This window comes from Castellaniella sp. WN, from assembly GCF_054457555.1.
In genome coordinates this window covers 1,666,226-1,692,553 of record NZ_JBTKZC010000001.1, presented here as the reverse complement: position 1 = coordinate 1,692,553, position 26,328 = coordinate 1,666,226, and the positions used below count along the sequence as shown (strand labels likewise).

The 26,328-nt window shown below is 66.5% G+C and carries 25 protein-coding genes and 1 tRNA gene; 18 read left to right on the top strand and 8 right to left on the bottom strand.

The genetic code is table 11. From position 1 onward, the window contains the following. Positions 1-200: 200 nt before the first annotated feature. The gene (locus tag ACTPOE_RS07880; protein WP_458871661.1) at positions 201-1,049 is read left to right on the top strand and encodes a mechanosensitive ion channel family protein; all 849 of its coding nucleotides are present in this window, start codon (positions 201-203) and stop codon (positions 1,047-1,049) included. A gap of 163 nt (positions 1,050-1,212) precedes the next feature. Here the strand turns inward: ACTPOE_RS07880 and cysE are convergent, their stop codons facing one another. Both cysE and ACTPOE_RS07870 read right to left on the bottom strand, forming a co-directional pair. Beyond that, positions 1,213-2,172 carry a serine O-acetyltransferase gene (gene cysE / locus ACTPOE_RS07875; protein ID WP_458871660.1) on the bottom strand — a complete coding sequence of 320 codons (960 nt, stop codon included), beginning with the start codon at positions 2,170-2,172 and terminating at the stop codon, positions 1,213-1,215. Continuing rightward, positions 2,165-3,046, bottom strand: a complete 882-nt coding sequence (locus ACTPOE_RS07870) for an RNA methyltransferase (RefSeq protein WP_458871658.1) — start codon at positions 3,044-3,046, stop codon at positions 2,165-2,167. The genes cysE and ACTPOE_RS07870 overlap by 8 nt, the downstream gene beginning before the upstream one ends. A 39-nt stretch (positions 3,047-3,085) precedes the next feature. Between ACTPOE_RS07870 and ACTPOE_RS07865 the strand changes: the two genes are divergently transcribed. Both ACTPOE_RS07865 and ACTPOE_RS07860 read left to right on the top strand, forming a co-directional pair. Next, on the top strand, positions 3,086-3,868 hold the full coding sequence (locus tag ACTPOE_RS07865) for an inositol monophosphatase family protein (RefSeq protein ID WP_458871657.1): 783 nt from the start codon (positions 3,086-3,088) through the stop codon (positions 3,866-3,868). A 12-nt stretch (positions 3,869-3,880) separates the two neighbouring features. Continuing rightward, on the top strand, positions 3,881-5,458 hold the full coding sequence (locus ACTPOE_RS07860) for a TerC family protein (protein WP_458871656.1): 1,578 nt from the start codon (positions 3,881-3,883) through the stop codon (positions 5,456-5,458). 70 nt (positions 5,459-5,528) lie between these two features. Here ACTPOE_RS07860 and ACTPOE_RS07855 read toward each other — a convergent pair whose 3' ends face one another. The 3 genes from ACTPOE_RS07855 to ACTPOE_RS07845 all read right to left on the bottom strand — a co-directional run bounded on the left by ACTPOE_RS07855 (position 5,529) and on the right by ACTPOE_RS07845 (position 7,748). Beyond that, positions 5,529-6,293: a UDP-2,3-diacylglucosamine diphosphatase gene (locus tag ACTPOE_RS07855; protein ID WP_458871655.1), complete on the bottom strand. Its 765-nt coding sequence runs from the start codon at positions 6,291-6,293 to the stop codon at positions 5,529-5,531. A gap of 84 nt (positions 6,294-6,377) precedes the next feature. Then, positions 6,378-6,890: a peptidylprolyl isomerase gene (locus tag ACTPOE_RS07850; protein ID WP_458872787.1), complete on the bottom strand. Its 513-nt coding sequence runs from the start codon at positions 6,888-6,890 to the stop codon at positions 6,378-6,380. Positions 6,891-7,043: 153 nt separating this feature from the next. Continuing rightward, a complete protein-coding gene (locus tag ACTPOE_RS07845) occupies positions 7,044-7,748 on the bottom strand; it encodes a tetratricopeptide repeat protein (protein ID WP_458871654.1) in 705 nt (234 codons plus the stop codon). Positions 7,749-7,989: 241 nt separating this feature from the next. Here ACTPOE_RS07845 and cysS point away from each other — a divergent pair, with 241 nt between their 5' ends. The 7 genes from cysS to ACTPOE_RS07810 all read left to right on the top strand — a co-directional run bounded on the left by cysS (position 7,990) and on the right by ACTPOE_RS07810 (position 14,975). Continuing rightward, positions 7,990-9,432, top strand: a complete 1,443-nt coding sequence (gene cysS / locus ACTPOE_RS07840; RefSeq protein WP_458871653.1) for a cysteine--tRNA ligase — start codon at positions 7,990-7,992, stop codon at positions 9,430-9,432. An 8-nt stretch (positions 9,433-9,440) separates the two neighbouring features. Further along, positions 9,441-10,088: a DNA-3-methyladenine glycosylase family protein gene (locus ACTPOE_RS07835; RefSeq protein WP_458872786.1), complete on the top strand. Its 648-nt coding sequence runs from the start codon at positions 9,441-9,443 to the stop codon at positions 10,086-10,088. 37 nt (positions 10,089-10,125) lie between these two features. After that, positions 10,126-11,088 carry an acetyl-CoA carboxylase carboxyltransferase subunit alpha gene (locus tag ACTPOE_RS07830; RefSeq protein ID WP_458871652.1) on the top strand — a complete coding sequence of 321 codons (963 nt, stop codon included), beginning with the start codon at positions 10,126-10,128 and terminating at the stop codon, positions 11,086-11,088. Beyond that, positions 11,063-12,199 (top strand): tRNA lysidine(34) synthetase TilS, encoded by a 1,137-nt coding sequence (gene tilS / locus ACTPOE_RS07825; RefSeq protein ID WP_458871651.1) that lies wholly within the window; start codon positions 11,063-11,065, stop codon positions 12,197-12,199. Before ACTPOE_RS07830 ends, tilS begins: the two co-directional genes overlap by 26 nt. A gap of 41 nt (positions 12,200-12,240) precedes the next feature. Beyond that, positions 12,241-13,509 carry an aspartate kinase gene (locus tag ACTPOE_RS07820; RefSeq protein WP_458872785.1) on the top strand — a complete coding sequence of 423 codons (1,269 nt, stop codon included), beginning with the start codon at positions 12,241-12,243 and terminating at the stop codon, positions 13,507-13,509. 70 nt (positions 13,510-13,579) lie between these two features. After that, positions 13,580-13,672, top strand: a tRNA-Ser gene (locus ACTPOE_RS07815). A gap of 193 nt (positions 13,673-13,865) precedes the next feature. Beyond that, complete coding sequence (locus ACTPOE_RS07810) at positions 13,866-14,975, top strand: IS110 family RNA-guided transposase (RefSeq protein WP_458871650.1); 1,110 nt, start codon at positions 13,866-13,868, stop codon at positions 14,973-14,975. A 629-nt stretch (positions 14,976-15,604) separates the two neighbouring features. On the opposite strand, the gene ACTPOE_RS07805 is transcribed toward ACTPOE_RS07810, so the two are convergent. Next, positions 15,605-16,135, bottom strand: coding sequence for a hypothetical protein (locus ACTPOE_RS07805; RefSeq protein ID WP_458871649.1), 531 nt, complete (start codon positions 16,133-16,135; stop codon positions 15,605-15,607). A 142-nt stretch (positions 16,136-16,277) separates the two neighbouring features. Between ACTPOE_RS07805 and ACTPOE_RS07800 the strand changes: the two genes are divergently transcribed. Beyond that, positions 16,278-17,198, top strand: a complete 921-nt coding sequence (locus tag ACTPOE_RS07800; protein WP_458871647.1) for an ATP adenylyltransferase family protein — start codon at positions 16,278-16,280, stop codon at positions 17,196-17,198. A gap of 13 nt (positions 17,199-17,211) precedes the next feature. Here the strand turns inward: ACTPOE_RS07800 and ACTPOE_RS07795 are convergent, their stop codons facing one another. Beyond that, on the bottom strand, positions 17,212-18,441 hold the full coding sequence (locus ACTPOE_RS07795; protein ID WP_458871646.1) for a nucleoside recognition domain-containing protein: 1,230 nt from the start codon (positions 18,439-18,441) through the stop codon (positions 17,212-17,214). After that, entirely contained in the window at positions 18,435-19,595 is a 1,161-nt protein-coding gene (locus ACTPOE_RS07790) for an alpha-hydroxy acid oxidase (protein ID WP_458872784.1), read from the bottom strand. The genes ACTPOE_RS07795 and ACTPOE_RS07790 overlap by 7 nt, the downstream gene beginning before the upstream one ends. Positions 19,596-20,101: 506 nt before the next feature. Here ACTPOE_RS07790 and ACTPOE_RS07785 point away from each other — a divergent pair. The 7 genes from ACTPOE_RS07785 to nuoF all read left to right on the top strand — a co-directional run bounded on the left by ACTPOE_RS07785 (position 20,102) and on the right by nuoF (position 26,320). Further along, positions 20,102-21,250 (top strand): porin, encoded by a 1,149-nt coding sequence (locus ACTPOE_RS07785; RefSeq protein WP_458871645.1) that lies wholly within the window; start codon positions 20,102-20,104, stop codon positions 21,248-21,250. 432 nt (positions 21,251-21,682) lie between these two features. After that, on the top strand, positions 21,683-22,042 hold the full coding sequence (locus tag ACTPOE_RS07780; protein ID WP_458871644.1) for an NADH-quinone oxidoreductase subunit A: 360 nt from the start codon (positions 21,683-21,685) through the stop codon (positions 22,040-22,042). Between the two features lie 13 nt (positions 22,043-22,055). After that, positions 22,056-22,532 (top strand): NuoB/complex I 20 kDa subunit family protein, encoded by a 477-nt coding sequence (locus tag ACTPOE_RS07775; protein ID WP_043680684.1) that lies wholly within the window; start codon positions 22,056-22,058, stop codon positions 22,530-22,532. 40 nt (positions 22,533-22,572) lie between these two features. Then, positions 22,573-23,187 (top strand): NADH-quinone oxidoreductase subunit C, encoded by a 615-nt coding sequence (locus ACTPOE_RS07770; protein WP_458871643.1) that lies wholly within the window; start codon positions 22,573-22,575, stop codon positions 23,185-23,187. 1 nt (position 23,188) lies between these two features. After that, positions 23,189-24,442: an NADH-quinone oxidoreductase subunit D gene (locus ACTPOE_RS07765; RefSeq protein WP_458871642.1), complete on the top strand. Its 1,254-nt coding sequence runs from the start codon at positions 23,189-23,191 to the stop codon at positions 24,440-24,442. Positions 24,443-24,473: 31 nt separating this feature from the next. After that, positions 24,474-24,956, top strand: coding sequence for an NADH-quinone oxidoreductase subunit NuoE (gene nuoE / locus ACTPOE_RS07760; RefSeq protein ID WP_458872783.1), 483 nt, complete (start codon positions 24,474-24,476; stop codon positions 24,954-24,956). A gap of 74 nt (positions 24,957-25,030) precedes the next feature. Then, positions 25,031-26,320 (top strand): NADH-quinone oxidoreductase subunit NuoF, encoded by a 1,290-nt coding sequence (nuoF, locus tag ACTPOE_RS07755; RefSeq protein WP_458872782.1) that lies wholly within the window; start codon positions 25,031-25,033, stop codon positions 26,318-26,320. Positions 26,321-26,328 lie beyond the last annotated feature (8 nt).

The window sequence follows — 26,328 nt, the reverse complement described above, 5'->3', positions numbered from 1 at the left end:
GCCCGTGAGGTTATCTCTTTGATCTGTAGGGATAAAACCAGGTCTCCATGGACTTGTCCATGGAATTGTCCACAACCCGGGTGGATAAAAACGATCGTGGTGTCCGCCGGGTCCGTCGGTGGCCTGGGCGGCCAATCGGAGCGGACCCGGGCCGACGTAAAATCAGCGTTCCTCGTGCTTCATTCTTGGAGATTTCAGCCATGGAACAGCTTCAGGCTTTCTGGTCCAGCCTGCCCGATCTGAGCGGTATCGCGATCAATCTCAGCGTGACCCTGGCAATCCTGGTGATCGGCTGGACCGTGTCCAACCTGTTGGGCCGCTGGGTGCGCCACGTGGCGGACCGGTCCTCCCGGATCGACCCGACCATCGTCCCCATGGTCCGCAGCGTCACCGTCTGGACCGTGCGCATCGTGGTGCTGCTGGCCGTGCTGGCCCGCCTGGGCGTGCAGACCGCCAGCCTGGTCGCCATGCTGGGTGCTTCCGCCCTGGCCATCGGCCTGGCCCTGCAGGGCACGCTGCAGAATTTCGCCGCTGGCATCATGCTGCTGGTGCTGCGGCCGGTGCGCGCGGGGGAATTCGTCGCCATCGGCGGCCAGGGCTCCGGCACGGTGGACGAGATCGGCCTGTTCATGACGCGTTTCGTGCAGGTGGACGGCATTCAGATCCTGCTGCCCAACACGCTGGTCTGGGGCAGTCCGATCACCAACTACAGCCGCAACAAGACCCGCCGCCTGGACATGATGCTGGGGGTGCGTTACGACGACGACCTGGACGCGGCGCTGAGCACGCTGCAGGCGCTGGTGGACCGTCATGACGACATTCTGGCCGATCCGGCGCCTCGGGTGATGGTGATGGAATACAGGGACAGCACCATCATGGTGAACATCCGCGTGTGGGCGCTGGCGGAAAAATACTGGGACGTGTATTTCGACCTGCATCTCCGTGCGCCGCAGGCGCTGCGCCAGGCGGGCCTGCGTTCGCCCATCCCCCTGCGCGAGGTCCAGTCCATTCCGGCCCCGATGAAAAAAGACAAGGCTGCGAATGAGTGACCTTTTTCATCGCCGGGACGCCCCAGGATGAAAAGGCGCCTCCTTGGGGATGACGCCCGGACGCGGGGCGGTCCCTGCGGACCGGCCCGCGCCTGGCGAATCCGGGCTGCATGCAGGCCGCGAGGGGGACAGCAAGCCCGCAAGGCGCGGCGCGCAGGCCCCGCTACTCCACCATCCGGTTCAGCCGCTCCGCGTCCAGCGGATGCTGGCCGTTCTCGATGCGCTGACCCAGGTCTTCCAGGGCCGAACACAGGCGCTGGATGCGTGCGTCCTGCTGGGCCGTGTGGTTGATCAGCTCGTGCAGTACCTTGACCAGCGGGTCATCGTCCGCGCGGCTGACGCCATAGGGGGCGAAGTCCTCTTGCGGGACTGCGCCGTCGGCGGGGGCGGTTTCGGCCCGGCCGCGCTGCAGCAGCTCCTGCAGGGGCCGGGCGGCCCATTCGGATTGCGGGGGCGGGGTTTCTTCCTGGCAGGGCGACGTGGCGGTGCGTGCGGCGGCCGGGGTGGGGCCGGCGTCCGGCTGCGCGGGCCCCGGCCGGCCGGACGCCGCCGAAGCCGGGGCCGAGCCCGGCGCATCGCCGGCAGCCGAGGCGAAAGCCGCATGGTCCTCCGGCAGGATCACTCGCGCCGGGTTGCCCACGGCGGTCGCCCCGGCGGGCACGGGCTTGATCACCACCGCGTTCGACCCGATCCGGGCGTGGGCGCCCACGGTGAAGCCGCCCAGGATCTGGGCGCCCGCGCCCACGACCACGCCTTCCTCCAGGGTGGGGTGGCGCTTCTCGCCCTTGTACAGCCGGGTGCCGCCCAGGGTGACGCCCTGGTAGATGGTGCAGTCGTCGCCGATCTCGGCGGTCTCGCCGATCACTACGCCGAAGCCGTGGTCGATGAACACGCGCCGGCCGATGCGCGCGCCGGGGTGGATCTCGATGCCGGTCAGCAGGCGTCCCAGGTGGGACACGAAGCGGCCCGCCCAGTACCAGCCGCGCCGCCACAGGCCGTGCGCCAGACGGTGGACCAGGATGGCGTGCAGCCCGGGATAACAGGTCAGGATCTCGATGCGGCTGCGGGCGGCCGGATCGCGTTCGTGGATGCAGGCGATATCTTCTCGAAGCTGGTCAAACATGTCGGTCGGGGCTCAGGGCCTGTTCGTATTCATCGGGGAGATCGTGCCGGGCCCGCGCGCCGCCGGATGCCGCTGGTCCTGCGCTGCGGATCATGGCGGTGCACAGGCCGCGCACCATATCCACTTCGTCGGCGCTCAGCCGGTTGCGAGTCCACATCTGCCGCATGCGCGGCACGAGTTTCTTCGGATGCCGGGGGTCGAGGAACCCCACGGCCACCAGGGCCTGCTCGAAATGATCCAGCATGGCCTGGACGCGTTCGCCGCTGGCCGGGTCCGATCCCGGATCGTGCCGGGCGTGGGTGTCGGGCAGGCGCGCCGCGCCGGCCTGGAGCAGCAGGGCATAGCGCATTTCCCAGGCGGCCAGCTGCAGCGCCTGGGACACATTCAGCGAACTGTACGCCGGATTGGCGGGGATGTGGCAGACTCGCTGGCACAGGGTGATGTCCTCGTTGGACAGGCCGGTGCGCTCCGTGCCCAGGACGATGGCGACGCGCGCGTCCGGTCGGGCCAGTTCGGTGGCCGACTGCAGGGCGGCCTCGCGGATGTCGCAGGGCGGGGGGCCGATGGCCCGCGCCCGCGCTGTCAGGGCGAAGGCCAGGGTCGCGGACCCCAGCGCCTCGGACAGGGTGGCGTGCATGCGGGCGCGTTCCAGGATGTCGCCGGCCCCGCTCGCCAGGGCGAGGGCGTCGGGTCGGCGCTGGATGTCCGGGTCGGCGGGGGCCACCAGGCGCAGGTCGTGGAAGCCCATGGTCTTGATCGCGCGGGCCGCCGAACCGACGTTGCCGGGGTGGGTGGGGCTGACCATGACGAAGCGCACCCGGGCGAAGAGATCCGGGGCGTCGGCGGGCGTGTCGGAGGAAACTGGCGGAGTCATTTAAAATAGAAGCTTGTTACCCGTGATCTTTGGAAACCTATGCACCCGATGCTCAACACCGCCATCAAGGCGGCACGCCGTGCCGGCGCCATCATCAACCGCGCCAGCCTCGACCTGGAACGCCTGAACGTGGCGCGCAAGGGGCCGAAGGACTACGTCACGGAAATCGACCGGGCCGCCGAGGAATCCATCATCGACATTTTACGCACAGCCTATCCCGACCACGGCATATTGGCCGAGGAGTCGGGCCGCCACCAGGCGGCGGACGGCCAGTCCGGCACCGAGTTCCAGTGGGTGATCGACCCACTGGACGGCACCACGAACTTCATCCATGGTTTCGCCCACTATGCCGTGTCCATCGCGCTGATGCATCGCGGCCAGGCCGCGCACGCCGTAGTCTACGATCCCACGCGCAACGAGATGTTCACCGCCAGTCGGGGCAGCGGCGCTTTCCTGAACGACCGTCGGGTGCGGGTGTCCGCCTGCATACGCTATCACGACGCCCTGCTGGCCTCGCACATTCCCCAGTCCACGGCGCTGCCGGCGACCTCGCCCTTCGTGCCCCTGCTGGCCGAAAGCGTGGCGGCCCGGCGCACGGGCTCCACGGTCCTGGACCTGGCCTGGGTGTCCAGCGGCCGGCTGGACGGCTTCTGCGGTGTCGGGCTCAAGCCCTGGGACATGGCGGCCGGCAGCCTGCTGGTGCTGGAGGCCGGCGGTCTGATGGCCGATTTCCAGGGCGAGCAAGGCTGGATGGAATCGGGCAACGTGCTGGCCGCGCCGCCCAAGATATTCACCCAGATGATGGCCCATCTGCGCGACTGAAGGGACACGATTATGGAGTGGTTGCTGGATCCGGCAGCCTGGGTGGGCCTGTTCACCCTGATCGTCCTGGAAATCGTCCTGGGCATCGACAACCTGGTCTTCATCGCCATCCTGGTCGACAAGCTGCCGTCCAAGCAGCGCGACCGCGCCCGCGTCCTGGGCCTGAGCCTGGCGCTCATCATGCGCCTGTTCCTGCTGACGCTGATGTCCTGGCTGGTGAAGCTCACCGAGCCGCTGGTGCATCTGGGCGGCCTGTCGTTTTCGGGCCGCGACCTGATCCTGATCGTAGGCGGGTTTTTCCTGCTGTTCAAGGGCACCTTCGAACTGCACGATCGCATCGAGGGACGCACCCAGCACGCCTCCGGCTCCCGCCTGCACGCCGGCTTCTGGGTGATCGTCACGCAGATCGTCATTCTGGACGCGGTATTCTCCGTCGATTCGGTGATCACGGCCGTGGGCATGGTCGATCACCTGGCGATCATGATGGCGGCGGTGGTGATCGCCATGGGGGTCATGCTGGTGGCGTCCAAGCCGCTGACCGCCTTCGTCAACGCCCACCAGACGGTGGTGATCCTGTGCCTGGGCTTTTTGCTGACGATCGGTTTCTCGCTGGTGGCCGACGGCTTCGGCTTCCACGTCCCCAAGGGCTATCTGTACGCCGCCATCGTGTTTTCGGTGCTGATCGAGACCCTGAACCAATGGGCGCGACGCAATGTGCGCCGTGCCGAGATGCGCCGGCCGCTGCGCGAGCGCACTGCCGAGGCCGTGCTGCTGATGCTGGGCCGCAAGCCCATGGACGGCCCTGAACCCGATGACGATCAGGATGCCCCGGTGCCTGTGGAAGCCTTCGGCGACGAGGAACGCAACATGGTCAGCGGCGTGCTGACGCTCAGCGACCGCAACGTCCATTCCGTGATGACGCCGCGCACCGACGTGTCCTGGATCAACCTGAACGCTCCGGTGGAGGATCTGCGCGCCCAGCTGATTCGGGAGCCCCACAGCTTCTTCCCGGTGTGCCGGGGCACTCTGGACGAGGTCGTGGGCGTGGGCCGTGCCAAGGACCTGCTGCTGGATCTGCTGGAACATGGCGGCATCCGCGAGACCCGGCTGCGCGAGCCCATCATCGTGCACGAGACCATTCCCATCCTGCAGCTCATGGAAACGCTCAAACGTTCGCACGGGCTGCTGGTCCTGGTGGCCGACGAGTTCGGCTCGATCGTCGGCGTGGTGACGCCGATCGACATCTTCGAGGCCATCGCCGGGGAATTCCCCGACGAGGACGAGGCGCCCGACATCATCGATCAGGGCAATGGCCGCTGGCGTGTGGACGGCGCTGCCGACCTGCACCATCTGGAGCAGATCCTGCACACCGACGGCCTGGTGGATGAGCATGAGGAATACTCCACCATCGCGGGCTACCTGCTGAGCCGGTTCGGGCGCCTGCCCGACGTCGGCGACCACTGCGAGCTCGTGCGCGGCTACGGCGGCTTCCGCTTCACCGTCGCCGCCCTGGAGGGCCGCCGCATCGCCGCCGTCCAGATCGACAGCCTCGACCCGTTCGATCCCGAGGCCGAGACTCGGGAAGACTGACGGGGCGCGGTCCCTCCCGGGCCAGGTGCCGCGTCCGCCAGGCCCGGGGCCGCTCGCGGGCGGCGATCTCCTACAGCCGCTCCAGCCGGATTCCGGCCGCGTCGATTTCGATCCAGCCGCCCCGGGGAGGGGCGCCATGGTCGAATTCCCAGTCGGGCAGCACGTAGCGCCACGCCGCGCGGCCGTCCAGGTCCAGCGCATGGACGGCGGGCCGATGCGTGTGTCCGTGGATCAGGGTGCTGCATCCGGCGGCGCGCAGGGCACGGACGACGGCCGCCGGATTCACGTCCATGATCACCATCGGCTTGGCCTGGCGGGCCTGCCGGCTGCGCGCGCGCGCGCGCGCGGCGATCGCGCGCCGCGCGCCCAGCGGCAGAGCCAGGAAGACGTGCTGGATCCAGGGGGTGCGGACGATGCGGCGGAAGCGCTGATAGGCGAGGTCGTCGGTGCAGAATTCGTCGCCGTGGGCCAGCAGGATCGGACCGGCATCCGTATCCAGAACGGCGGGCGCGTCCAGCAGGCGGGCCCCCAGCGCATCGGCCAGGGCGGGACCCATCAGGAAGTCGCGGTTGCCGCGCGCCAGCCACAGAGGGATGGCCCGGGCGGTGGTGCCCAGTTCGCCCAGGGCGGCGGCGAGCCAGGCGGGCGGTTCGCGCAGGGCGTGATCGTCGCCGATCCAGGCGTCGAAGATATCGCCGCACAGGATCAGGGCGTCTGCCTGGCGCCGGGCCCGATCCAGGAAGTCGTAGAAGGCGCGGGCCGTCTCCGGGACGGCCTCGCCCAGGTGGATGTCCGAGGCGACCCAGACGGCGCCCCGCAGCGCCAGTTTATTCAACCAGTGGACCTCTGGATAAGTCGAGCGGAAAGCGGACGCCGCAGACCGCCCGAGTCCGCGGATGTACGCGACGTGAGGACTTGTTCAGAGGTCTACTAGCGTGGCGCTTTCGATGACGACGTCCTCGGTGGGCACGTCCTGGTGGAAGCCCTTGCTGCCGGTCTTCACCTTCTTGATTTCATCGACGACCTCGGTGCCCTCGATGACGCGGCCGAACACGGCGTAGCCCCAGCCGTTGGAGGTGGGCGCGGTGAAGTTCAGAAAATCGTTGTCGGCCACATTGATGAAGAACTGGGCCGTGGCCGAATGAGGATCGGCGGTGCGCGCCATGGCGAGCGTGTAGCGGTCGTTCTTCAGGCCGTTGTTGGCTTCGTTCTCGACGGGGCCGTGAGTCTGCTTCTGCTTCATGCCGGGCTCGAAGCCGCCGCCCTGGATCATGAAGTTGTTGATGACGCGATGGAAGATGGTGCCGTCGTAGAAGCCTTCCTTTACGTAGGTGAGGAAGTTCTCGACGGTCTTGGGGGCTTTTTCGGCGTCCAGTTCGATCAGCAGATCGCCCTTGTTGGTGTGCATTCTGACGTGCGGATGAGTGCTCATGGCTGTGCTTTGGGAGGAAGGGTTGGAATCGGCCTGCGCGGCGGCGGCGCCGCCCGCCAGGACCAGGGCGCAGCCCAGGCTGCAGGCCCGTGTCCAGGGCAGGACGCGGGAAAGGAACGACGAATGGGACATGGAAGCGTCCAGGGCAAAAGGTTATTGTGCCTTAGGGGCGGAGGTTTTGTCGTGCGCGGGCTGGACGGCGGGGGCGGCGGCCGGGGTGGGGGACGCGCCCGCCGCCCGGGCGCGGTCGAAGGATTCCCGGGCCAGGCGCATCTGCACGTGCCCCAGGTTTTCCAGTGCCGGGGCGAAGGACGGGTCCGACACCAGCGCCATGTCCAGCGCGTCGCGGGCCAGCTGGAGTTGTCCACGGCGGGCATATTCGATCGCCAGGGCGTTCCAGGGTTCGGGCAGTTCGGGGTAGTCGGTGGTCATCTGGCGCCAGACGGCCATGGCTTCGTCGTGCCGGCCCAGCGCCGCCAGGGCGCGGCCCTGCTGGTAGCGCAGCTGGACGTCGGTGCCCGGCGTGACGGCCTCGTTGCGCGCGGCCTGGTGCTTGGCGATGATATCCAGGGCTGCTTCGGCGCGGCCCGCGTCGATCAGCGCCGCCACGTGGTCGGCGATCTGGGCGGGGGTCAGCGGAATGGCCGTGTCCACCGACGGCGCGGCCTTTTTCAGCAGGTCGGCGAAGGCCTGCCAGCCGCGTTCCGGCGGCGGGGCTTCGGTGAACGCTCCGGTCTCGGGGTCGTAGTTCAGGCTTGAAGGGCCCGCGTCGGCGCCGGCGCCCGAGGATGCCGCGAGGGCCGGCCCCGCCGTCAGGCAGGCGCACAGGGCCAAAACAGGAAGGAAGGGGCGGGTCACGTCTCGGGGCGCCTTATGGATGGGGTTCTGGGATTGCCGGACCAAGGAACCTCTGAACAAGTCCTCGCGTCGCGTGCATCCGCGGCGTAGCTTGCATCCAACCCGAAGCCGCAGCGCCTGCTTGCCGCTCGACTTGTTCAGAGGTTCCCTAGGGACGGTATACTTGTCAATCCATTTTACATCCCCGCGCGCTGCCCGCATGGTCCGGAGCGGCGGGTTTGCTCGCCTCATCCGGTCCGACATGCTTCATATCCACGACACCCTGACTCGCCAGAAAATTCCGTTGCGGACGGTGGAGCCGGGGGTGGTGCGCATGTACGTCTGCGGCATGACGGTCTACGACTTCTGCCATCTGGGCCACGCGCGGATGCTGGTGGGCTTCGACGTGGTGCAGCGCTGGCTGCGGGCCTCGGGCTACCAGGTGCGCTATGTGCGCAACATCACCGACATCGACGACAAGATCATCCGCCGCGCAGTCGAGCGCGGCGTGACGATCCGCGCGCTCACGGAATTCTTCATCGACGCCATGCGCGCCGACGAGCGCGCCCTGGGGGTCCAGCCCCCCGACGACGAGCCGCGCGCCACGGAACACGTGGCCGGCATGCTCGACATCATCCGCACGCTCGAATCCAGGGGCCTGGCCTACCAGGGCGCGGACGGCGACGTCAATTTCCCGGTACGCAAGTTCCCCGGCTACGGGAAGCTGTCGGGCAAGTCGCTCGACGACCTGCGCGCGGGCGAACGTGTCGCCGTATCGGCCGGCAAGCAGGATCCGCTGGACTTCGTGCTGTGGAAGTCCGCCAAGCCCGAAGAACCCGCCGACACCCGCTGGGATTCCCCCTACGGGCCGGGGCGCCCGGGCTGGCACATCGAATGCTCGGCCATGAGCCATGCGCTGCTGGGCATGCCGCTGGATATCCATGGCGGCGGCCCGGACCTGAAATTCCCCCATCACGAAAACGAGATCGCACAGAGCGAGGGCGCCTTCGGCGGCACCCTGGCCACGACCTGGATGCACTGCGGCCCGATGATGGTGGACGCCGAAAAAATGTCCAAGTCCCTGGGCAATTTCCGGCGCATCCGCGACACGGTGGCGCTGGATGCGGCCGACGACCGCGCGGACTACGCCGTCAACCCGCGCGAAGCCGAGATGCTGCGCTTCTTCCTGGTGCGCAGCCACTATCGCAGCGCCCAGAACTACACGCCCGATAACCTGATGGACGCCCAGAACGCCCTGGATCGGCTCTACCAGACGCTCGCCAGCGTGCCGCCCGCCGACGTTGCCGTCGACTGGGACGATCCGGCCGCGCAGGCCTTCCGTGCCGCCATGGACGATGACTTCAACACGGCCGGGGCCGTGGCCGTGCTGTTCGACCTGGCGGGCCGGGCCAACCGCGAATCCAGCGTCCGGGCCAGCGGCCTGATGCGCACACTGGGCGGCATCCTGGGCTTGCTGCAGGCCGATCCCGAGGACTACCTGAAATCCTCCACCCGCTTCCTGGCGGGCGGCGTGCGGGCCGATACGCTGCCCTCCGAGGCCATCGAGGCCCTGGTCGCCGAACGCGCCCAGGCCAAGGCCGCGCGCGATTTCGCCCGGGCCGATGCCATTCGCGCGCAATTGCGCGAGCAGGGCGTCGAACTGGCCGATGCGGCCGGTGGCGCCACCCAATGGCGGCGGGTGTGACCATGGACATGCAGCATCACAGCCCCGTCGCGCCGCGGCCCGCCTACTGGACGCAGGCCTGCGAACACCTGATGCAGCGCGACCGCATCCTGCGCAAGCTGATCCCGGTCTACGGCCACGAATCCATCCAGGCGCGCCAGAGCCCGTTCCAGACCTTGATCCGCATCATCGTCGGCCAGCAGATTTCCCTGGTTCTGGGGCGCAAGCTCTGGGTCCGGCTGGTCCAGGCCTGTGGCAACGACGTCCAGCCCGGCCGCATCGCCCGGTTCTCCGAGGCCGAACTGCGCGAGTTCGGCCTGTCCCTGCGCAAGGCCCAATACCTGCGCGATGCGGCCGAGTTCTTTTCCTTGCCCGAACGCCTGGATCCGGCCTGGTGGGAATCCCGCGACGACGCGGCCGTGATGGCGCTGCTGTGCGACATCCGCGGCGTGGGCCGGTGGACGGCGGAAATGTTCCTGATCTTCTTTCTCGGGCGCCCCGATGTCCTGCCGCTGGACGACACGGCGCTGCTCAAGGCCATTTCCCATCACTACTTCAGCGGCGAGCCGGTCTCGCGCTTCGAGGCTCGTGAAGTCTCCCAGGCCTGGGCGCCGTGGCGCACGGTCGCCAGTTGGTACCTGTGGCGCAGCATGGATGCCGCCGCCGTCGAGTACTGATCGAGTTCCGAAATTCCGTCCTAGGACCCCTGCTCTCATGCGAAATACATTTCTTGAATTCGAACAGCCTCTGGCCGAACTCGACCAGAAAATCGAGGAACTGCGCTACGTGCAGACCGATTCCGCCGTCGACATCTCCGAAGAGGTCAACCGCCTGCAGCAGAAGAGCCAGTCCCTGGCCAAGAGCATCTACGCCAAGCTCACGCCCTGGCAGACCGCGCTGGTGGCCCGCCATCCCCAGCGGCCCTACACCATGGACTATGTCCAGGCGCTGTTCACGGATTTCCATGAACTGCACGGCGACCGCATGTACGCCGACGATCAGTCCATCGTGGGCGGGCTGGCGCGTTTCAACGGGACGCCCTGCATGGTCATCGGTCACCAGAAAGGTCGCGACACCAAGGAACGCGCCTTGCGCAATTTCGGCATGCCGCTGCCGGAAGGCTACCGCAAGGCCCTGCGCCTGATGAAACTGGCCGAAAAATTCCGTCTGCCGGTGTTTACCTTCGTCGACACTCCGGGCGCCTATCCGGGCGTCGGGGCCGAGGAGCGCGGCCAGTCCGAGGCCATCGGCCACAACCTGTACGCCATGGCTGGTCTCAAGGTACCCATCATCGTCACCATCATCGGCGAGGGCGGCTCGGGCGGCGCGCTGGCGATCGCCGTGGGCGACACGGTCATGATGCTGCAGTACGCCACCTATGCCGTCATCTCGCCCGAAGGCTGCGCCTCCATCCTGTGGCGCAGCGCCGACAAGGCCTCCATCGCGGCCGAGGCCCTGGCCATCACCGCGCCGCGCCTGAAAGACCTGGGCCTGATCGACCGCGTGGTCAACGAGCCCGTGGGTGGCGCCCACCGCGATCCGGTCACCATGGCCCGCCAGCTTCAGCGCGCCCTGGCCGACGCCCTGCGCGAACTTTCCGGCATGGACGTGGATGAACTGCTGCGCCGTCGCCTCGAACGCGTCTCCGCGTATGGGCGCTTCCAGGAAGCCCGTTAGTCGCACGACGCGCGCCGGCGGGGTGCGGCGGCCGGACGAGGCCACGCCGCGCTCCCCGAAGCGGCCTTGCGCCGCGCCCGACAATGATCCCGATCCCTGGCTGCCGGCGCTCGATCCGGCGCTGCTGCGGGCGGTCGACGCCGCCCTGGCGGCGCGGCCGGCCGATCCGGCCATCGGCGTGGCGCTGAGCGCCGGGGCCGATTCCGCCATGCTGGCCCTGCATGCGGCCCGCGTCGCCCGGCGGCGCGGTCTGCGCTTGCATTGCTTCCATATTCATCACGGCCTGCAGGCCGGGGCCGATGACTGGCTGGTCCATGCGCATCGGCTGGCGGGGTTGCTGAAGGCGGACTGCCATAGCCGGCGGGTGGCCGTCGACGTCGACGGGCGGGGCATGGAAGCCGCAGCCCGGGATGCCCGGTACGCCGCTCTGGCCGATCTGGCCGCCCAGGCCGGCATCGGGCATCTGTTGCTGGCCCATCACCAGGACGACCAGGCCGAAACCGTGCTGCTGCGCCTGTTGCGCGGGACCGGGCCGCTGGGCCTCGCGGCCATGCGTCCCGTAATGGAGCGCGATGGCCTGGTCTGGAGCCGGCCCTGGCTGGACCAGCCCCGGTCCATGATCCTGGATTGCGCCCGGCGTTTCGAGGCGCTGAGCGGCTGGCGGCCGGTCGGCGATCCCAGCAATGCCGACGACCGCTACGCCCGGGCCGCCCTGCGCGCCGGACTGGCCCCGGCGCTGGACGCACGCTGGCCCGCCTGGCGCAGGACCCTGGCCCGCCACGCCGTCCAGGCGCAGGAACTGTCTGACTGGGTGGACGAGGCCGCCCGGGCCGACTGGCCGGGGCTGGACCCCTCGCCCGACGGGCGGGAGTTTTCGCTCGCCGCCTGGCGCGCGCTGCCGGCTCCGCGCCAGGTTCAGGCGCTGCGCCACTGGCTGCGCGCTTTGGGCTTGCGCATGCCTACCGAGGCCCGCTTGCGGGCCTGGCTGCGCCAACTGCGCGAGGTCCACGCCCTGGGGTACGACCGTGACGTGCGGCTGCGCCATGAAGGCGCCTGGATCGTGGTGCGGCGCGGCCGTGTGCTGTGCCTGCCGAAAACCCAGGTAGAATAATCCGTTTTGCCGGCTCGCCGGGCTTCAACCTTCATCAAGGCATCATGCTAATCGTCCAGAAATACGGCGGCACCTCGATGGGCTCCGTCGAACGCATTCAGAACGTCGCGCGGCGGGTCGCCAAATGGCACGCCGCCGGCCACCAGGTCGTCGTCGTGCCTTCCGCCATGGCGGGTGAAACCAACCGTCTGCTGGGCCTGGCCAAGGAAATCTCCCCCCAGCCCGACCCGCGCGAGCTCGACATGCTGGCCGCCACCGGCGAACAGGCCAGCAGCGCACTGCTGGCCATCGCCCTGATGCGCCAGGGCGTGGCCGCCCGCAGCTACGCCGGCTGGCAGGTTCCGGTGCGCACCGATAGCGCCTACACCAAGGCGCGCATCCGCTCCATCGATGACACCCGCATCCGCGCCGACCTCGAAGCGGGCCGCGTGGTGATCGTCACCGGCTTCCAGGGTATCGACGACGACGGCCACATCACCACCCTGGGGCGGGGCGGTTCGGACACTTCGGCCGTGGCGGTCGCCGCCGCCATGGGCGCCGACGAGTGCCTCATCTTCACCGACGTGGACGGTGTCTACACAACCGACCCGCGCGTCGTCCCCGAAGCCCGTCGCATGAACGTCATTTCCTTCGAGGAAATGCTGGAAATGGCCTCGCTCGGCTCCAAGGTCCTGCAGATCCGTTCCGTCGAATTCGCCGGCAAATACCAAGTGCCGCTGCGGGTCCTGTCCTCGCTGACCGATCCCATGATTCCGGTCGAAGAGGAAATGCACTCGGGCACGCTCATCACTTTCGAGGAAGACCAGAAAATGGAAACCGCCGTTGTCTCCGGCATCGCCTTCAGCCGCGACGAAGCCAAAGTCACCCTGCGCAACGTTCCCGACACCCCGGGCGTGGCCTATTCGATTCTGGGGCCCGTGGCCGCGGCCAACATCGACGTGGACATGATCCTGCAGAACATCTCCCAGCAGGGCATGACCGATTTCTCCTTCACGGTCAACCGCAACGACTTCGCGCGCACCCTGGAGCTGCTGAAGAACCAGGTCGGTCCGGCCGTGGGTGCCGGCGACATCGTCTCCGACGACAAGGTCGCCAAGGTCTCCATCGTCGGCATCGGCATGCGCAGCCACGTCGGCGTCGCCAGCCTGATGTTCCGCACCCTGGCGGAAGAGGGCATCAACATTCAGATGATCAGCACGTCCGAGATCAAGACCTCCGTGCTGATCAACGACAAGTACATGGAACTGGCCGTGCGCGCCCTGCACAAGGCCTTCGAACTGGACCAGGAAGCCGTCCAGGCCGAGGTCTGACCGGGTGTCCGGGGCATGGCGGCGCCTTGCCGGCGCCCGCCGCGTCCTGTGCTAGAATGCCGGTCTTGCTGGAGACGTGGCCGAGTGGTTGAAGGTACTCCCCTGCTAAGGGAGCATGCGGCTTATACCCGCATCGAGGGTTCGAATCCCTCCGTCTCCGCCAATCTGCAAGAGTCAAGGCCCTGTTTTACAGGGCCTTTTCTTTGGTGCGCCCGGCAGGGCGCACCCACTAGACATAATGGTCGCTCGTTAAGCGGAAGCGGCCCGTCTCCTGTATCGTGGATTGCGCGCTCTCACGAGGGTGCCGAGCCACATGCGGCGTGGCGGACCAGCCGCAAACCGTATGGAGACGAGCCATGGACAACGATATCAGATTCTATGTCGGCCTGGACGTGCATAAGGACAGTACGGCGGTTGCTGTGTGCGAGCCAGGGCGTGAGGCGAGCCGCTTCGTGGGTTCCGTCGGGCCTGATCTGCAGCAGGTGCTCAAGGTGCTGCATCGGTATGGCAACGCGGCGCAGGTAAGCGTGGTCTACGAAGCGGGCCCGACGGGCTACGGACTGCAGCGGGCGCTCGCAGCGCGTGGCTACCGATGCGAGATCATCGCGCCATCGCTCATTCCCCGGCGGGCGGGTGAACGCGTCAAGACCGACCGGCGCGATTGTGCCCGTTTGGCCGAACTGTCTCGCGCCGGTGAACTCAAAGCCATCTGGGTACCCGATGCGGCTCATGAAGCAATCCGCAACCTGTGGCGGGCTCGAGAAGATGCGGTCGATGCCCGTGTGAAGGCGCGCCAGCAACTGAAGGCGTTCCTGCTGCGTGCCGGGCGTCTGTACGAGGGCAAGACGGCCTGGACAAAGATGCACGAACGCTGGATTGCGGACCAACGATTTGATGAACCCGCCGACCAGATTGCGCTGACTGAGTATCAGCTGGCTGTGCAGGCGGCCGATGAGCGGGTGCGGCGGCTGACCAACGCGCTGGAGCAAAGTGCCGCCGACTGGCAGTTTGCGCCTACCGTGGCAGCCTTGCGGGCGCTACGCGGCATCGATACGGTCAGCGCCATCGGGCTGGTGTGCGAGATCGGTGACATCAACCGCTTTGCCACGGCGCGTCAACTTATGGGCTACCTGGGGCTGGTGCCCTCGGAGCATTCCAGCGGCGGCACGGTCAGGCGTGGCTCGATTACCAAGACGGGCAACGCCCACGCCCGGCGGCTGCTCACCGAGGCGGCGTGGAATTACCGTTTCCCGGCGCGCATGAGCAATGTCTTGCGCATGCGCAGTCGGGATCTTGCCCCCGAGATTCGCAACCATGCCTGGAAGGCGCAGTTGCGCCTGTGTGCGCGCTTCTCCCAGCTCGCGCACCGAGGCATGCAGCCGAACAAGGTTTGCGTGGCCGTGGCCCGTGAATTGGCTGGTTTTATTTGGGCGATCGCCCGCCAGGGCGCAATCCGTCAGCAGTAACCGGAGAGCAGTGGTACGAGGCGATGCGGTACGAATCACGATAGGAAGAATCCTCGAGAACACAATCAACAGAACCCCACGGGGCAACCTGCGTCACTAGAGCGAGGCAGCTTCCACGACGGATCGATGCACGGTGGTAACCAACCCACGGATATCAGTCTGATCCATCGTCGCAGCAGCAGACTGGTGCCGCATCGCCCCGTACCACTGAGCATCAACAGATAAAATCATTTTTATTTCTATTGACAGAAAGCGACCATATCAGTGTCCTGTCCGGCTGATTCCGATCCTTACCTGCGGCGCCTGGGCTCGCCATGCTGCGTTGCTTGTCCACCTCACCGCTTGTAAGCGGTTCGGATTCGTCAGGCACGGAGCAGTCCGCAGATACAAGGGACTGCTCCGTGTCCAGACTCATCCTCGCGATAGCACCGGCTATCGCCGCGGTTTGCGCCTTGCCTGACAAGCCCATGCATCCGAATTCAAGTGACCAAACTCACCAGACAGGACACTGGCGGGTGCGAGTCCCGCCATGAGTCGATCGCAGCGAATGAAGGCTCTACCCCGCACTCCGCGTCGCGTAGTCCGTCATCATGGCGGTCAGGCTGCGGCCATGTCGCTTGGACGCGGTTTCAGAGTCTGGGGAACGAATTTTCCTGGTCGTACATTGGGTCGGGCCCCGGGTGGAATTTCGTCACCCGATCGCCATCGGGTCCCATGAAGACATACATCAGCGAATTCCAGGCATGGTCCTGCTTGTAGCGGTAGCTCCAGACGATCTGGCGCGCGTTGGGCAGGCCGGCCGTGTCGATGATGGCGGGCGGTCCGAACTCGCAGCGCACCTGGGCCGCCGTCCACTCGCCTTGCTTCAGGATCTGGAAGTGCTCGTCGGTCAGGATGGGTTCGACGCCCTGGACGCGGCCCTGCGCGTCCACTGTGGCGCCCCAGGCGTATTGCCCCATGGGCTGGCGCGACCAGACGACGCGGTCATGGCCCTGGCGGTCGACGCATTGCAGTGTGGGCGCGCCGAATTTCTCCGTCACCTGGGCCAGCGGCGTGCCCGGCGGAGTGGCGGCGATATTGGCGCAACCGGCCAGCCAGAGGCCCGCACCCATCGCCAGGGCGCTTCGGACGAATGTCCGCATGCGTGGACAGGAAAACATGAAACACCTCCATGTGCGGTTTTCATCCCCCGATCGGGCATCTTTTGCGGCGATCTCCTACAATCGGGGAAATCCGCCGGCGGGCCCGGGAATCCGCCGGCGCGGCCGGCGGGACGAGAACCGCCCATGCAGGGGGAGGAATATGCATTCTAACTTCATGGATGTCGTGCGCGCGCGCAGTGACCAGGCCGTCGCCTCGGGCGATCTGCAGCCGATCGTGGCCGAGCAGGTCGTGATCGAGGACCATGGCCTGCCGTTCATCGTCCGTTGGGTGGCCGCGCTGGCAGCCAAGGACGCGGCGGCCCGGGATGGCGCGCCCGGGCGACCGCAATCCGCGGCAAGTCAGGCCGTCACCCTGCCGGGCGGGCCGCGCGATCCCGATTTCAATCCCTTCCTGAAACCCGATCCGGCTCTGCTCGTCGGTCCGGTGGGGGAGCACCACGCCGCCATCCTCAACAAGTTTCCCGTGTGCCTCCATCATCTGGTGCTGGCCCGGCGGATGTTCGCCGAGCAGCTTTCGCCTCTGGAGGCAATCGACTTCCAGGCCCTGGCCTTCATCCTGTCGAAGGAAGGCGGGCTGGGCTTCTACAATGGCGGCGCCGCCGCGGGCGCCAGCCAGCGGCACAAGCACGTGCAGTGGATTCCCGATGAGCCCGGCAACGCTTCGCTGCGCGCCCTGGGGGCCGGCTTGTCGGCGGACCGGACGCAGGGCGCCATCGTCCGCCATCCCGCGTTGGACCTGGCCCATTGCTTCGTGCGTGTGGATGCCGGACTGGGCGCCGATGCCGAGGCCAGCGCCCGGGCCATGCTGATCGCGTTCGGCCAGGCTTGCGCCGCGCTCGATCTGCGTCCCGGCGCGGACGGCCTGCTGCCGCCCTGCAACATGCTGGTGGGCGATGGCTGGATGCTGGTGCTGCCGCGCAGCCGGGAACACTTCCAGGGTGTGTCCCTGAACGCTCTGTCCTTCGGCGGCACCTTTTACGTGCGCGATCCGGCCCAGATCGACGCCATCCGCACCGCCGGCCCGCTGCGGGCCCTGGCCAGCGTCGGGGTGCCGGTTTAGCCTCGCGCCGCCTTTACCCGAAAAACCAGTAGCACACTCCGATCGAGGCCAGCACGCCCGCCAGGTCCGCCAGCAGGGCGCAGCCCACGGCGTGGCGCGCGCGCTGGATGCCGACCGCGCCGAAATATACCGCCAGGACGTAGAAGGTCGTCTCGGTGCTCCCCTGGACGGTGGCGGCCAGCAGGGCGGGGAAGCTGTCCGGCCCGCTGTGCTGCATGGTCTCGATCATCAGCGCGCGCGCCGCGCTGCCGGAAAACGGCTTGACCAGGGCGGTGGGCAGGGCGTCGACGAACCGCGCGTCCAGGCCGCCCGCATGCACCAGCCAGCGGATGCCGTCCAGCAGCACGTCCAGCGCTCCGGAGGCACGCAGCACGCCCACCGCGCACAGCATCGCCACCAGATAGGGCAGCAGCCCCTTGCACACATCGAAGCCGTCCTTGGCGCCCTCGATGAAGCGCTCGTAGACCGGAATGCGCTTCCAGGCGCCGGCGGCCAGGAAGACGACGAGGATTCCGAACAGGACCAGGTTGCCCAGCAGTGAGGACAGGGCGGCCACGGCGGTCGCGCTCATGGACGCCAGCAGCGCCATGAAGCCGCCCAGCAGCAGCGCGCCGCCGCCCAGCCAGGCCAGGACCACGGGATCATGCAGCCGTAGCCGCTGCATGAAGGCCACCGACAGCAGGCCCGCCAGCGTCGAGGCCGAGGTTGCCAGCAGGATCGGCAGGAACACCAGCGTCGGATCGGCGGCGCCCTGCTGCGCCCGGTACATGAAGATGGTCACGGGCAGCAGCGTCAGTGACGAGGAGTTCAGCACCAGGAACAGGATCTGCGCGTTGCTGGCGGACTTGGGTTCCGGGTTCAGCGTCTGCAGCGCATGCATGGCCCGCAGGCCGATCGGCGTGGCGGCGTTGTCCAGCCCCAGCGCGTTGGCGGCGAAGTTCAGCGTGATCAGGCCCAGGGCCGGATGCCCGGCCGGCACGTCCGGCATCAGGCGCCGGAACAGCGGCCCCAGCAGCCGGGCCAGTCCGGCCACCAGTCCGGCCGACTCGGCGATCTTCAGGAAGCCCATCCACAGCGTCAGCGTGCCGAACAGCAGCAGCATCAGCTTGACCGACAGGTCCGCCATGTCGAACAGGCTGGCGATCAGGCGGGCGAACACGTCCGGATCGCCCAGGACGAGCCATTGGAACAGCGCGGCCGCCGCCGAGACGAGAAAGAATCCGAGCCAGAGGATGTTCAGCATGCGGCTTCCGGATTCACCAGCACCCGCCGGTCCACGTCCTGGATCCGTGTGCGGCCGCAGAAGGCCATGGTCACGTCCAGCTCGTTGGCCATCAGTTCCAGGCAGCGCAGCACCCCGGCTTCGCCGTAGGCGGCCAGCGCGTACAGGAACGCCCGGCCGACCAGCACGCCGCGCGCCCCCAGCGCCAGGGCCCGCAGCGTGTCCTGGCCGCTGCGCACGCCGCCGTCCATCAGCACCTCGATGCGATCGCCCACGGCCTGGGCGATCGCGGGCAGGGCGGCGATCGACGAGGGCGCCCCGTCCAACTGGCGCCCGCCGTGGTTCGAGACCACCAGTGCGTCCGCCCCGGCGTCCACCGCATGGCGGGCGTCCTGTTCATCCATGACGCCCTTCACGATCAGTTTGCCGCCCCAGCGTTCCTTGATCCAGGCCAGATCGCCCCAGTTCAACGTGGCGTCGAACTGTTCCTCCGTCCAGGATGCCAGGGAACGCATGTCCGCCACGCCCCTGGCATGCCCCACGATGTTGCCGAACGCGCGCCGGGGCGTGCGCAGCATCTCCAGGCACCACCGCGGCTTGAGCGCCAGGTTCGCCAGGTTGGCCAGCGTCGGGCGCGGCGGCGTGGACAGGCCATTCTTGATGTCCTTGTGCCGCTGGCCCATCACCTGCAGGTCCAGCGTCACCATCAGGGCCGAGCAGCGCGCCGCGCGGGCGCGGTCGATCAGCCGGCCGATGAACTCCCGGTCGCGCAGCACATAGAGCTGGAACCAGAACGGCCGGCTGGTGCGGGCCGCCACGTCCTCGATCGAGCAGATGCTCATGGTCGACAGCGTGAACGGCACGCCGAAGCGCTCCGCCGCCCGGGCGGCCAGGATCTCGCCGTCGGCGCGCTGCATGCCCGTCAGGCCCGTCGGCGCCAGGGCCAGCGGCATGGCGACGTCCTCGCCCAGCAGACATGCCCGCAGGCTGCGCCGGGCGATGTCCACCGCCACTCGCTGGCGGAACTTCAGCGCCTGCAGGTCGGATTCATTGGCGCGATAGGTGGACTCGGTCCAGGATCCGGAATCCATGTAGTCGTAGAACATGCGCGGCACGCGGCGTCGCGCGACGCGGCGGAAGTCCTCGACGCAGGTGATCTTGTTCAGGGCGGGCAAGGAGGGGCTCCGGAAGGCTGTGGCGATGGCCGTGATGATACGACGCGACAAGTCCTCCGGGTGGACATCTCCACCGTATGCATGAAGCGCGAATAGTCCGCGAGGGGCAAGGCCGCCAGGAGGGGGGGCCATGACGAATGACCGGCTGTCTATTGAGAGCGATTTCATTGCGGCGCGCCTCGAAGGCCGGACAGAGGTTCCATCGTGAACAAACGGAAAATCGATCTCCGGACGGATCGGACGCGCGTCCGGGAGAGGCTGATCCAAACTTTCACGTCTGGATACCAATTCAGGGTAATCCCTGACTCAAGTCCGGATCGTTCGGACTGGTGTTGTGAACATGCAACGACTTCCCGGGAAACTGGCCGTTTTGTCCCGCCCAACGTGGCGTTCGTCCCGGATTTTTGATGCAATACCTACAACTTCCCATCGCGGAGTTGGAAGAGCAGCAGCAAGGGATGTTGTTGGCCTGCTCTGATTCACACAAATCTACGGAGATTTCTTACATGAAAAAGACTCTGCTCGCTGCTGCTCTGCTGGCCGGCTTTGCCACCGCTGGCGTTGCTCAAGCGGAAACGTCCGTGACGCTGTACGGTATCGTGGATACCGGCTACGGCTACCAAAGCTACAAGTACGACCACGCTGGCGCTGACGTCACCTCGAAGACCTCGGGTCTGCGCAGCGGTACCGTCAACGGCAACCGCTTCGGCCTGAAGGGCTCCGAAGATCTGGGCGACGGTCTGCGCGCCATCTTCCAACTGGAACAAGGCTTTGATCTGGGCACCGGTAACGGTTCCAGCAGCCGGCAATTCCACCGCCAAGCCTTCGTGGGCCTGTCCAGCGACAACTGGGGTACCTTCACCATGGGCCGTCAGTACTCCGCTGGCGTGATGGTGGGCGACCTGGCCGCCAACGGCTGGAACCTGGGTGATATGGACAAGGTTTTCGGTGGCGTGGGCTACGCCAACCGTATCGACAACTCCTTCAAGTACGTGACGCCTGATTTCGCTGGCTTCAAGCTGATCGCTCTGTACGGTTCCGAAGGCAATGATGCGATTGATCGTGTGGACGGCAAAGGTTTTGCAGCTGTCAAGTCCATCTGGGATGGTACCAAGCTGACGGATGCTGAGCCGGGTTCCCGTGAGCGTACGTCGCGCGTGTCCGTGGGCTTGACCTACGCCAATGGTCCGATCAGCGCTGGCGCCAGCTATGATCGTAGCGGCCAGACGGAGAACGAAAACGCCATCACCAGCTGGAACGTCAACGCTGCTTACGACTTCGAAGTCGTTAAACTGTCCTTGGCTTATGGCCAGGACCGTCATGGCAAGCTGGGCTGGGGTTCGGGTGTTGACGGGCTGAATGATGCGCTGGATGTTGCTTACGCTGACCTCAAGTCCAACAACTACCACGTCGGCCTGAGCGCCCCGATCGGTGGCGGCACCCTGTACGCTGGCTGGAACTACTCCACGTCCAATCTGGACGACCACTGGGCCGACGGCACTGCCGGCAGCATCAGCACCTACCAGATCAACTACTTCTACCCGCTGTCCAAGCGTACCGGTGTCTACACCTACGCTTCCTACGGCAAGAACCTGGGCTACGTCAAGGACCTGAAGGGTACCGAAGCCGGTGTTGGCCTGAACCACAAGTTCTAATCGCCTCGCGTGGCTCGTCCACGCTTGCGATGCGGCCCGGTTCGCCGGGCCGTCACGAACGACGGGGGCCTCGGCTCCCGATGCAAAAACCACCCTTCGGGGTGGTTTTTGCATTTGAGGCCTGCCTGCATGCCGGATCCCTGGCCCGATGAGCCGCGCCAGCGGGCGATTGGGAGGACGCGGGCCGGGGCGGTTCGAGCTCATGCGTTTCGAGCTCGAACCCAAATCCGTCTCGCTGAACATGTGCCTGCCCGCCGCGCTTCTCCATCCCGCCATCCAGGCGGGATGCGCGTTTTCAGGCGCTTGAAAGGCATCCCATGATCTTCTGAAATTTTTGATCTCGAATATGTTTCCACTCCGGGTTTTCCCGGCGATCGGGCTTGTCGAAATGCTACAATCCCGTAGTTTGATCTTCTTGAACAGGGGCTGCTCATGAATCTGGCACAGTACTTTCCCGTGCTGCTTTTCATCATCGTCGCCACGCTGATCGGCGCGGCCCTGCTGGGCGCGGGCCGCCTGCTGGGCCGGAACGTGCCGGATCCCGAAAAGCTGTCGGCCTACGAGTGCGGCTTCGAGACCTTCGGCGATTCGCGCATGAAGTTCGACGTGCGCTACTACCTGGTGGCCATCCTGTTCATCATGTTCGACCTGGAAATCGCCTTCCTCTTCCCCTGGGCCATGGCCAATGGCGTGGTGGGCATGGTGGGTTTCTGGACGGTCGCCATCTTCCTCGGCGTGCTGACGGTCGGCTTCATCTACGAATGGCGGCGCGGCGCGCTGGATTGGGAATAAACGGGGGTTCATCATGGCTATCGAAGGTGTCATGGACAAAGGCTTCATCACCACCAGCGCGGACAAGTTCCTGAACTGGGCAAAGACGGGCTCGCTGTGGCCCATGACGTTCGGCCTGGCCTGTTGCGCGGTCGAGATGATGCACGCCGGCGCGGCGCGCTACGACCTGGACCAGTTCGGCATCATCTTCCGCCCCAGCCCGCGCCAGTCCGACCTGATGATCGTGGCCGGCACGCTGTGCAACAAGATGGCCCCGGCCCTGCGCAAGGTCTACGACCAGATGCCGGAACCCCGCTGGGTTGTGTCCATGGGTTCCTGTGCCAACGGCGGCGGCTACTACCACTACTCCTATTCCGTGGTGCGCGGCTGCGACCGCATCGTGCCGGTGGACGTCTATGTGCCGGGCTGTCCGCCCACTGCCGAGGCCCTGGTCTACGGCTTGCTGCAGATGCAGAACAAGATCCGCCTGACCAACACCATCGCCCGCTAGGCCCCGCCCGGCGCCGTCCAACACCGCTGATACAACCGCTATGACACGGCTACAGACTTTAGACACGAATCTGCGCGCGGTCCTGGGGGCCTCGGCCGATCTGACCGAGGACCGGGGCGAACTGACGCTGCGGGTGCCCGCCGACGCCTGGGTGGAAACCTGTCGCGTGCTGCGCGACCACGCCAGCCTGCGCTTCGAGACCTGCGTCGACCTCTGCGGGGTCGATTATTCCGCCTGGAAGGCGCCCACCTACAACGCCTCCCACGCTCCGCATCCCCAGCGCTTCGCCGTGGTGATCCACCTGCTGTCGGTGACGCACAACTGGCGTTTGCGGGTGCGGGCGTATACGCCGGACGACATCTTCCCGGTGATCGCCTCGCTGGTGGACATCTGGCCCTCGGTCAACTGGTACGAGCGCGAAGCCTTCGACCTGTACGGCATCGTCTTCGAAGGCCACCCCGACCTGCGCCGCATTCTGACGGACTACGGCTTCATCGGCCACCCGTTCCGCAAGGACTTCCCGATTTCCGGCCACGTGGAAATGCGCTACGACCCGGAGCAGAAACGCGTCGTTTATCAACCGGTCACGATCGAGCCGCGCGAGATCACCCCGCGCGTGGTGCGCGAGGATCACTACGGAATAGAGCGGTACTGACATGGCAGAAATCCAGAACTACAACCTGAACTTCGGCCCGCAGCACCCGGCCGCGCACGGGGTGTTGCGCCTGGTGCTCGAACTGGACGGCGAAGTCGTCCAGCGCGCCGACCCGCACATCGGCCTGCTGCACCGGGCCACCGAAAAGCTGGCGGAAACCCGCACTTTCCTGCAGACGCTGCCCTACATGGACCGGCTGGACTACGTGTCCATGATGTGCAACGAGCATGCCTACTGCATGGCCGTGGAGCGGCTGCTGGGTATCGAAATCCCGCTGCGCGCGCAGTACATCCGCGTCATGTTCGACGAGATCACGCGCATCCTGAACCACCTGATGTCGCTGGGATCGCACGCGCTGGACGTGGGCGCCATGGCCGTGTTCCTGTACGCCTTCCGCGAACGCGAGGACCTGATGGACTGCTATGAGGCGGTCTCGGGCGCGCGCATGCACGCGGCCTACTACCGCCCGGGCGGGGTATACCGCGACCTGCCCGACGCCATGCCGCAGTACAAGGGCTCGAAGTACCGCTCCGACAAGGAACTGCGCGCCATGAACGAGTCTCGTTCGGGCTCGTTGCTGGATTTCATCGAGGACTTCACCAACCGCTTCCCGGCCTGTGTGGACGAATACGAGGTCCTGCTGACGGACAACCGCATCTGGAAGCAGCGCCTGGTGGACATCGGCGTGGTCTCGCCGGAACGCGCGCTGGCGCTGGGTTTCACCGGCCCCATGCTGCGCGGCTCGGGCATCGAATGGGACCTGCGCAAACACCAGCCCTACGAAGTCTACGATCGCCTGGAATTCGACATTCCCGTGGGCAAGAACGGCGACTGCTACGACCGCTACCTGTGCCGCATCGCGGAAATGCGCGAATCCAATCGCATCATCCGTCAGTGCGTGGAATGGCTGCGCAACAATCCTGGGCCTGTCATCACCGGCAACCACAAGGTCGCCCCGCCCAAGCGCGAGCGCATGAAGTCGGGCATGGAAGACATGATCCACCATTTCAAGCTCTTCACCGAGGGCATGCACGTCCCCGAGGGCGAGGCTTACGCCGCCGTGGAACACCCCAAGGGCGAGTTCGGCATCTACCTGGTGTCCGACGGGGCCAACAAGCCCTACCGCTTGAAGATCCGCGCGCCGGGCTTCGCCCATCTGCACTCGCTGGAGGAAATGTCCAAGGGCCACATGATCGCCGACGTGGTCACCATCATCGGGACCCAGGACATCGTGTTCGGCGAGATCGATCGCTAGCCGCGCGGACATCACAGGGAATCTGATTATGCTGCTTTCCGAACAAGCCTACCGGGACATCGACCGGGAAATCGCCAAGTATCCGGCGGACCAGAAGCAGTCCGCCGTCATGGCGGCGCTGACGATCGCCCAGGGCGAGAAGGGCTGGGTGTCTCCGGACGTGATCCGCGACGTGGCCGCCTACCTGGGCATGCCGCCGGTCGCCGTCCAGGAAGTCGCGACCTTCTACAACATGTACAACACCAAGCCGGTGGGCCGCTATACGCTGACCATCTGCACCAATCTGCCCTGTGCGCTCCAGGGCGGCACGCAGGCGGCCGAACACCTCAAGCGCACACTGGGCATCGATTTCCACGAAACCACGCCGGACGGCCTCTTCACCCTGGTCGAGGGCGAATGCATGGGCGCGTGCGGCGACGCGCCGGTGATGCTGGCCAACGGCACGCACATGTGCTGCCGGATGCAGCCGGAAAAGATCGACGCCCTGATCGGTGAACTGAAGGAATCCGCATGAGCGCTCTGGACGTACTGCAGAAATTCTCCACGGACGCGTTCGCGCCCGACCTGGGCGGGGATCCCGCCCGCAGCATGATCTTCCACGGCCGCCACATCCAGCCGCAGATCCTGGCCGGCCTGGACGGGAACAACTGGGGCATCCGCGACTACATGGCGCGCGGCGGCTACGAGGCCCTGAAGAAGGTCCTGTCGGGCATGACGGCCGACGACGTGATCGCCGAACTGAAGGCCTCGAACCTGCGTGGCCGCGGCGGCGCGGGCTTCCCGACGGGCCTGAAGTGGTCCTTCATGCCGCGCAACATCCCCGGCCAGAAATACGTCGTCTGCAACTCGGACGAAGGCGAGCCCGGCACCTTCAAGGACCGCGACATCCTGCGCTACAACCCGCACGCCGTGATCGAAGGCATGATCATCGGCGGCTTCGCGATGGGCGCGTCGGTGGGCTACAACTACATCCACGGCGAGATCTTCCAGATCCACCAGCGCTTCGAGCAGGCCCTGGAAGAAGCCCGCGAAGCCGGTTTCCTGGGCGAAAACATCCTGGGTTCGGGCTTCAGCTTCCAGCTGCACTCGCACCACGGCTTCGGCGCCTACATCTGCGGCGAGGAAACCGCGCTGCTGGAATCCCTGGAAGGCAAAAAGGGCCAGCCGCGCTTCAAGCCGCCGTTCCCGGCCAGCTTCGGCCTGTACGGCAAGCCCACCACGATCAACAACACGGAAACCTTCGCGGCCGTGCCCTGGGTGATCAGCATGGGCGCCCAGGCCTACGCCGAAGTCGGCGTCGAAAAGGCGGGCGGCACCAAGATCTTCTCCATTTCGGGCGACGTCGAGCGCCCCGGCAACTACGAAATCCCGCTGGGCACGCCGTTTTCCAAGCTGCTGGAACTGGCGGGCGGGATGCGCGGCGGGCGCAAGCTCAAGGCCGTGATCCCGGGGGGATCCTCGGCCCCGGTGCTGCCGGCCGACATCATGATGCAGACCAACATGGACTACGACTCCATCGCCAAGGCCGGCTCCATGCTGGGCTCGGGCGCGGTCATCGTCATGGACGAGACCCGCTGCATGGTGAAGTCGCTCATGCGCCTGTCGTACTTCTACTTCGAGGAGTCCTGCGGCCAGTGCACGCCCTGCCGCGAGGGCACCGGCTGGCTGTACCGCATGATGAACCGCATGGAACACGGCCAGGGCACGATGGAGGACATCGAGACCCTGGATTCCGTGGCGCACAACATGATGGGGCGCACGATTTGCGCCCTGGCCGACGCGGCCGCCATGCCCGTGCGCAGCTTCATCAAGCATTTCCGCGACGAATTCGTGCACCACGTGGACCACAAGGACTGCGTGGTCGCCAAGTATCTGTAGGGTCAGGA

Excerpts from the sequence above, each read along its gene's own strand:
- ACTPOE_RS07795 (WP_458871646.1), bottom strand. The coding sequence starts at position 18,441 with ATGCTGAACATCCTCTGGCTCGGATTCTTTCTCGTCTCGGCGGCGGCC.
- ACTPOE_RS07850 (WP_458872787.1), bottom strand. The coding sequence starts at position 6,890 with ATGAGCACTCATCCGCACGTCAGAATGCACACCAACAAGGGCGATCTG.
- ACTPOE_RS07830 (WP_458871652.1), top strand. The coding sequence starts at position 10,126 with ATGCGAAATACATTTCTTGAATTCGAACAGCCTCTGGCCGAACTCGAC.
- ACTPOE_RS07775 (WP_043680684.1), top strand. The coding sequence starts at position 22,056 with ATGGCTATCGAAGGTGTCATGGACAAAGGCTTCATCACCACCAGCGCG.
- cysS (WP_458871653.1), top strand. The coding sequence starts at position 7,990 with ATGCTTCATATCCACGACACCCTGACTCGCCAGAAAATTCCGTTGCGG.
- tilS (WP_458871651.1), top strand. The coding sequence starts at position 11,063 with ATGGGCGCTTCCAGGAAGCCCGTTAGTCGCACGACGCGCGCCGGCGGG.
- nuoF (WP_458872782.1), top strand. The coding sequence starts at position 25,031 with ATGATCTTCCACGGCCGCCACATCCAGCCGCAGATCCTGGCCGGCCTG.
- cysE (WP_458871660.1), bottom strand. The coding sequence starts at position 2,172 with ATGTTTGACCAGCTTCGAGAAGATATCGCCTGCATCCACGAACGCGAT.
- ACTPOE_RS07870 (WP_458871658.1), bottom strand. The coding sequence starts at position 3,046 with ATGACTCCGCCAGTTTCCTCCGACACGCCCGCCGACGCCCCGGATCTC.
- ACTPOE_RS07865 (WP_458871657.1), top strand. The coding sequence starts at position 3,086 with ATGCACCCGATGCTCAACACCGCCATCAAGGCGGCACGCCGTGCCGGC.
- ACTPOE_RS07860 (WP_458871656.1), top strand. The coding sequence starts at position 3,881 with ATGGAGTGGTTGCTGGATCCGGCAGCCTGGGTGGGCCTGTTCACCCTG.
- ACTPOE_RS07880 (WP_458871661.1), top strand. The coding sequence starts at position 201 with ATGGAACAGCTTCAGGCTTTCTGGTCCAGCCTGCCCGATCTGAGCGGT.
- ACTPOE_RS07810 (WP_458871650.1), top strand. The coding sequence starts at position 13,866 with ATGGACAACGATATCAGATTCTATGTCGGCCTGGACGTGCATAAGGAC.
- ACTPOE_RS07780 (WP_458871644.1), top strand. The coding sequence starts at position 21,683 with ATGAATCTGGCACAGTACTTTCCCGTGCTGCTTTTCATCATCGTCGCC.
- ACTPOE_RS07770 (WP_458871643.1), top strand. The coding sequence starts at position 22,573 with ATGACACGGCTACAGACTTTAGACACGAATCTGCGCGCGGTCCTGGGG.
- ACTPOE_RS07805 (WP_458871649.1), bottom strand. The coding sequence starts at position 16,135 with ATGTTTTCCTGTCCACGCATGCGGACATTCGTCCGAAGCGCCCTGGCG.
- ACTPOE_RS07835 (WP_458872786.1), top strand. The coding sequence starts at position 9,441 with ATGCAGCATCACAGCCCCGTCGCGCCGCGGCCCGCCTACTGGACGCAG.
- ACTPOE_RS07785 (WP_458871645.1), top strand. The coding sequence starts at position 20,102 with ATGAAAAAGACTCTGCTCGCTGCTGCTCTGCTGGCCGGCTTTGCCACC.
- ACTPOE_RS07765 (WP_458871642.1), top strand. The coding sequence starts at position 23,189 with ATGGCAGAAATCCAGAACTACAACCTGAACTTCGGCCCGCAGCACCCG.
- ACTPOE_RS07800 (WP_458871647.1), top strand. The coding sequence starts at position 16,278 with ATGCATTCTAACTTCATGGATGTCGTGCGCGCGCGCAGTGACCAGGCC.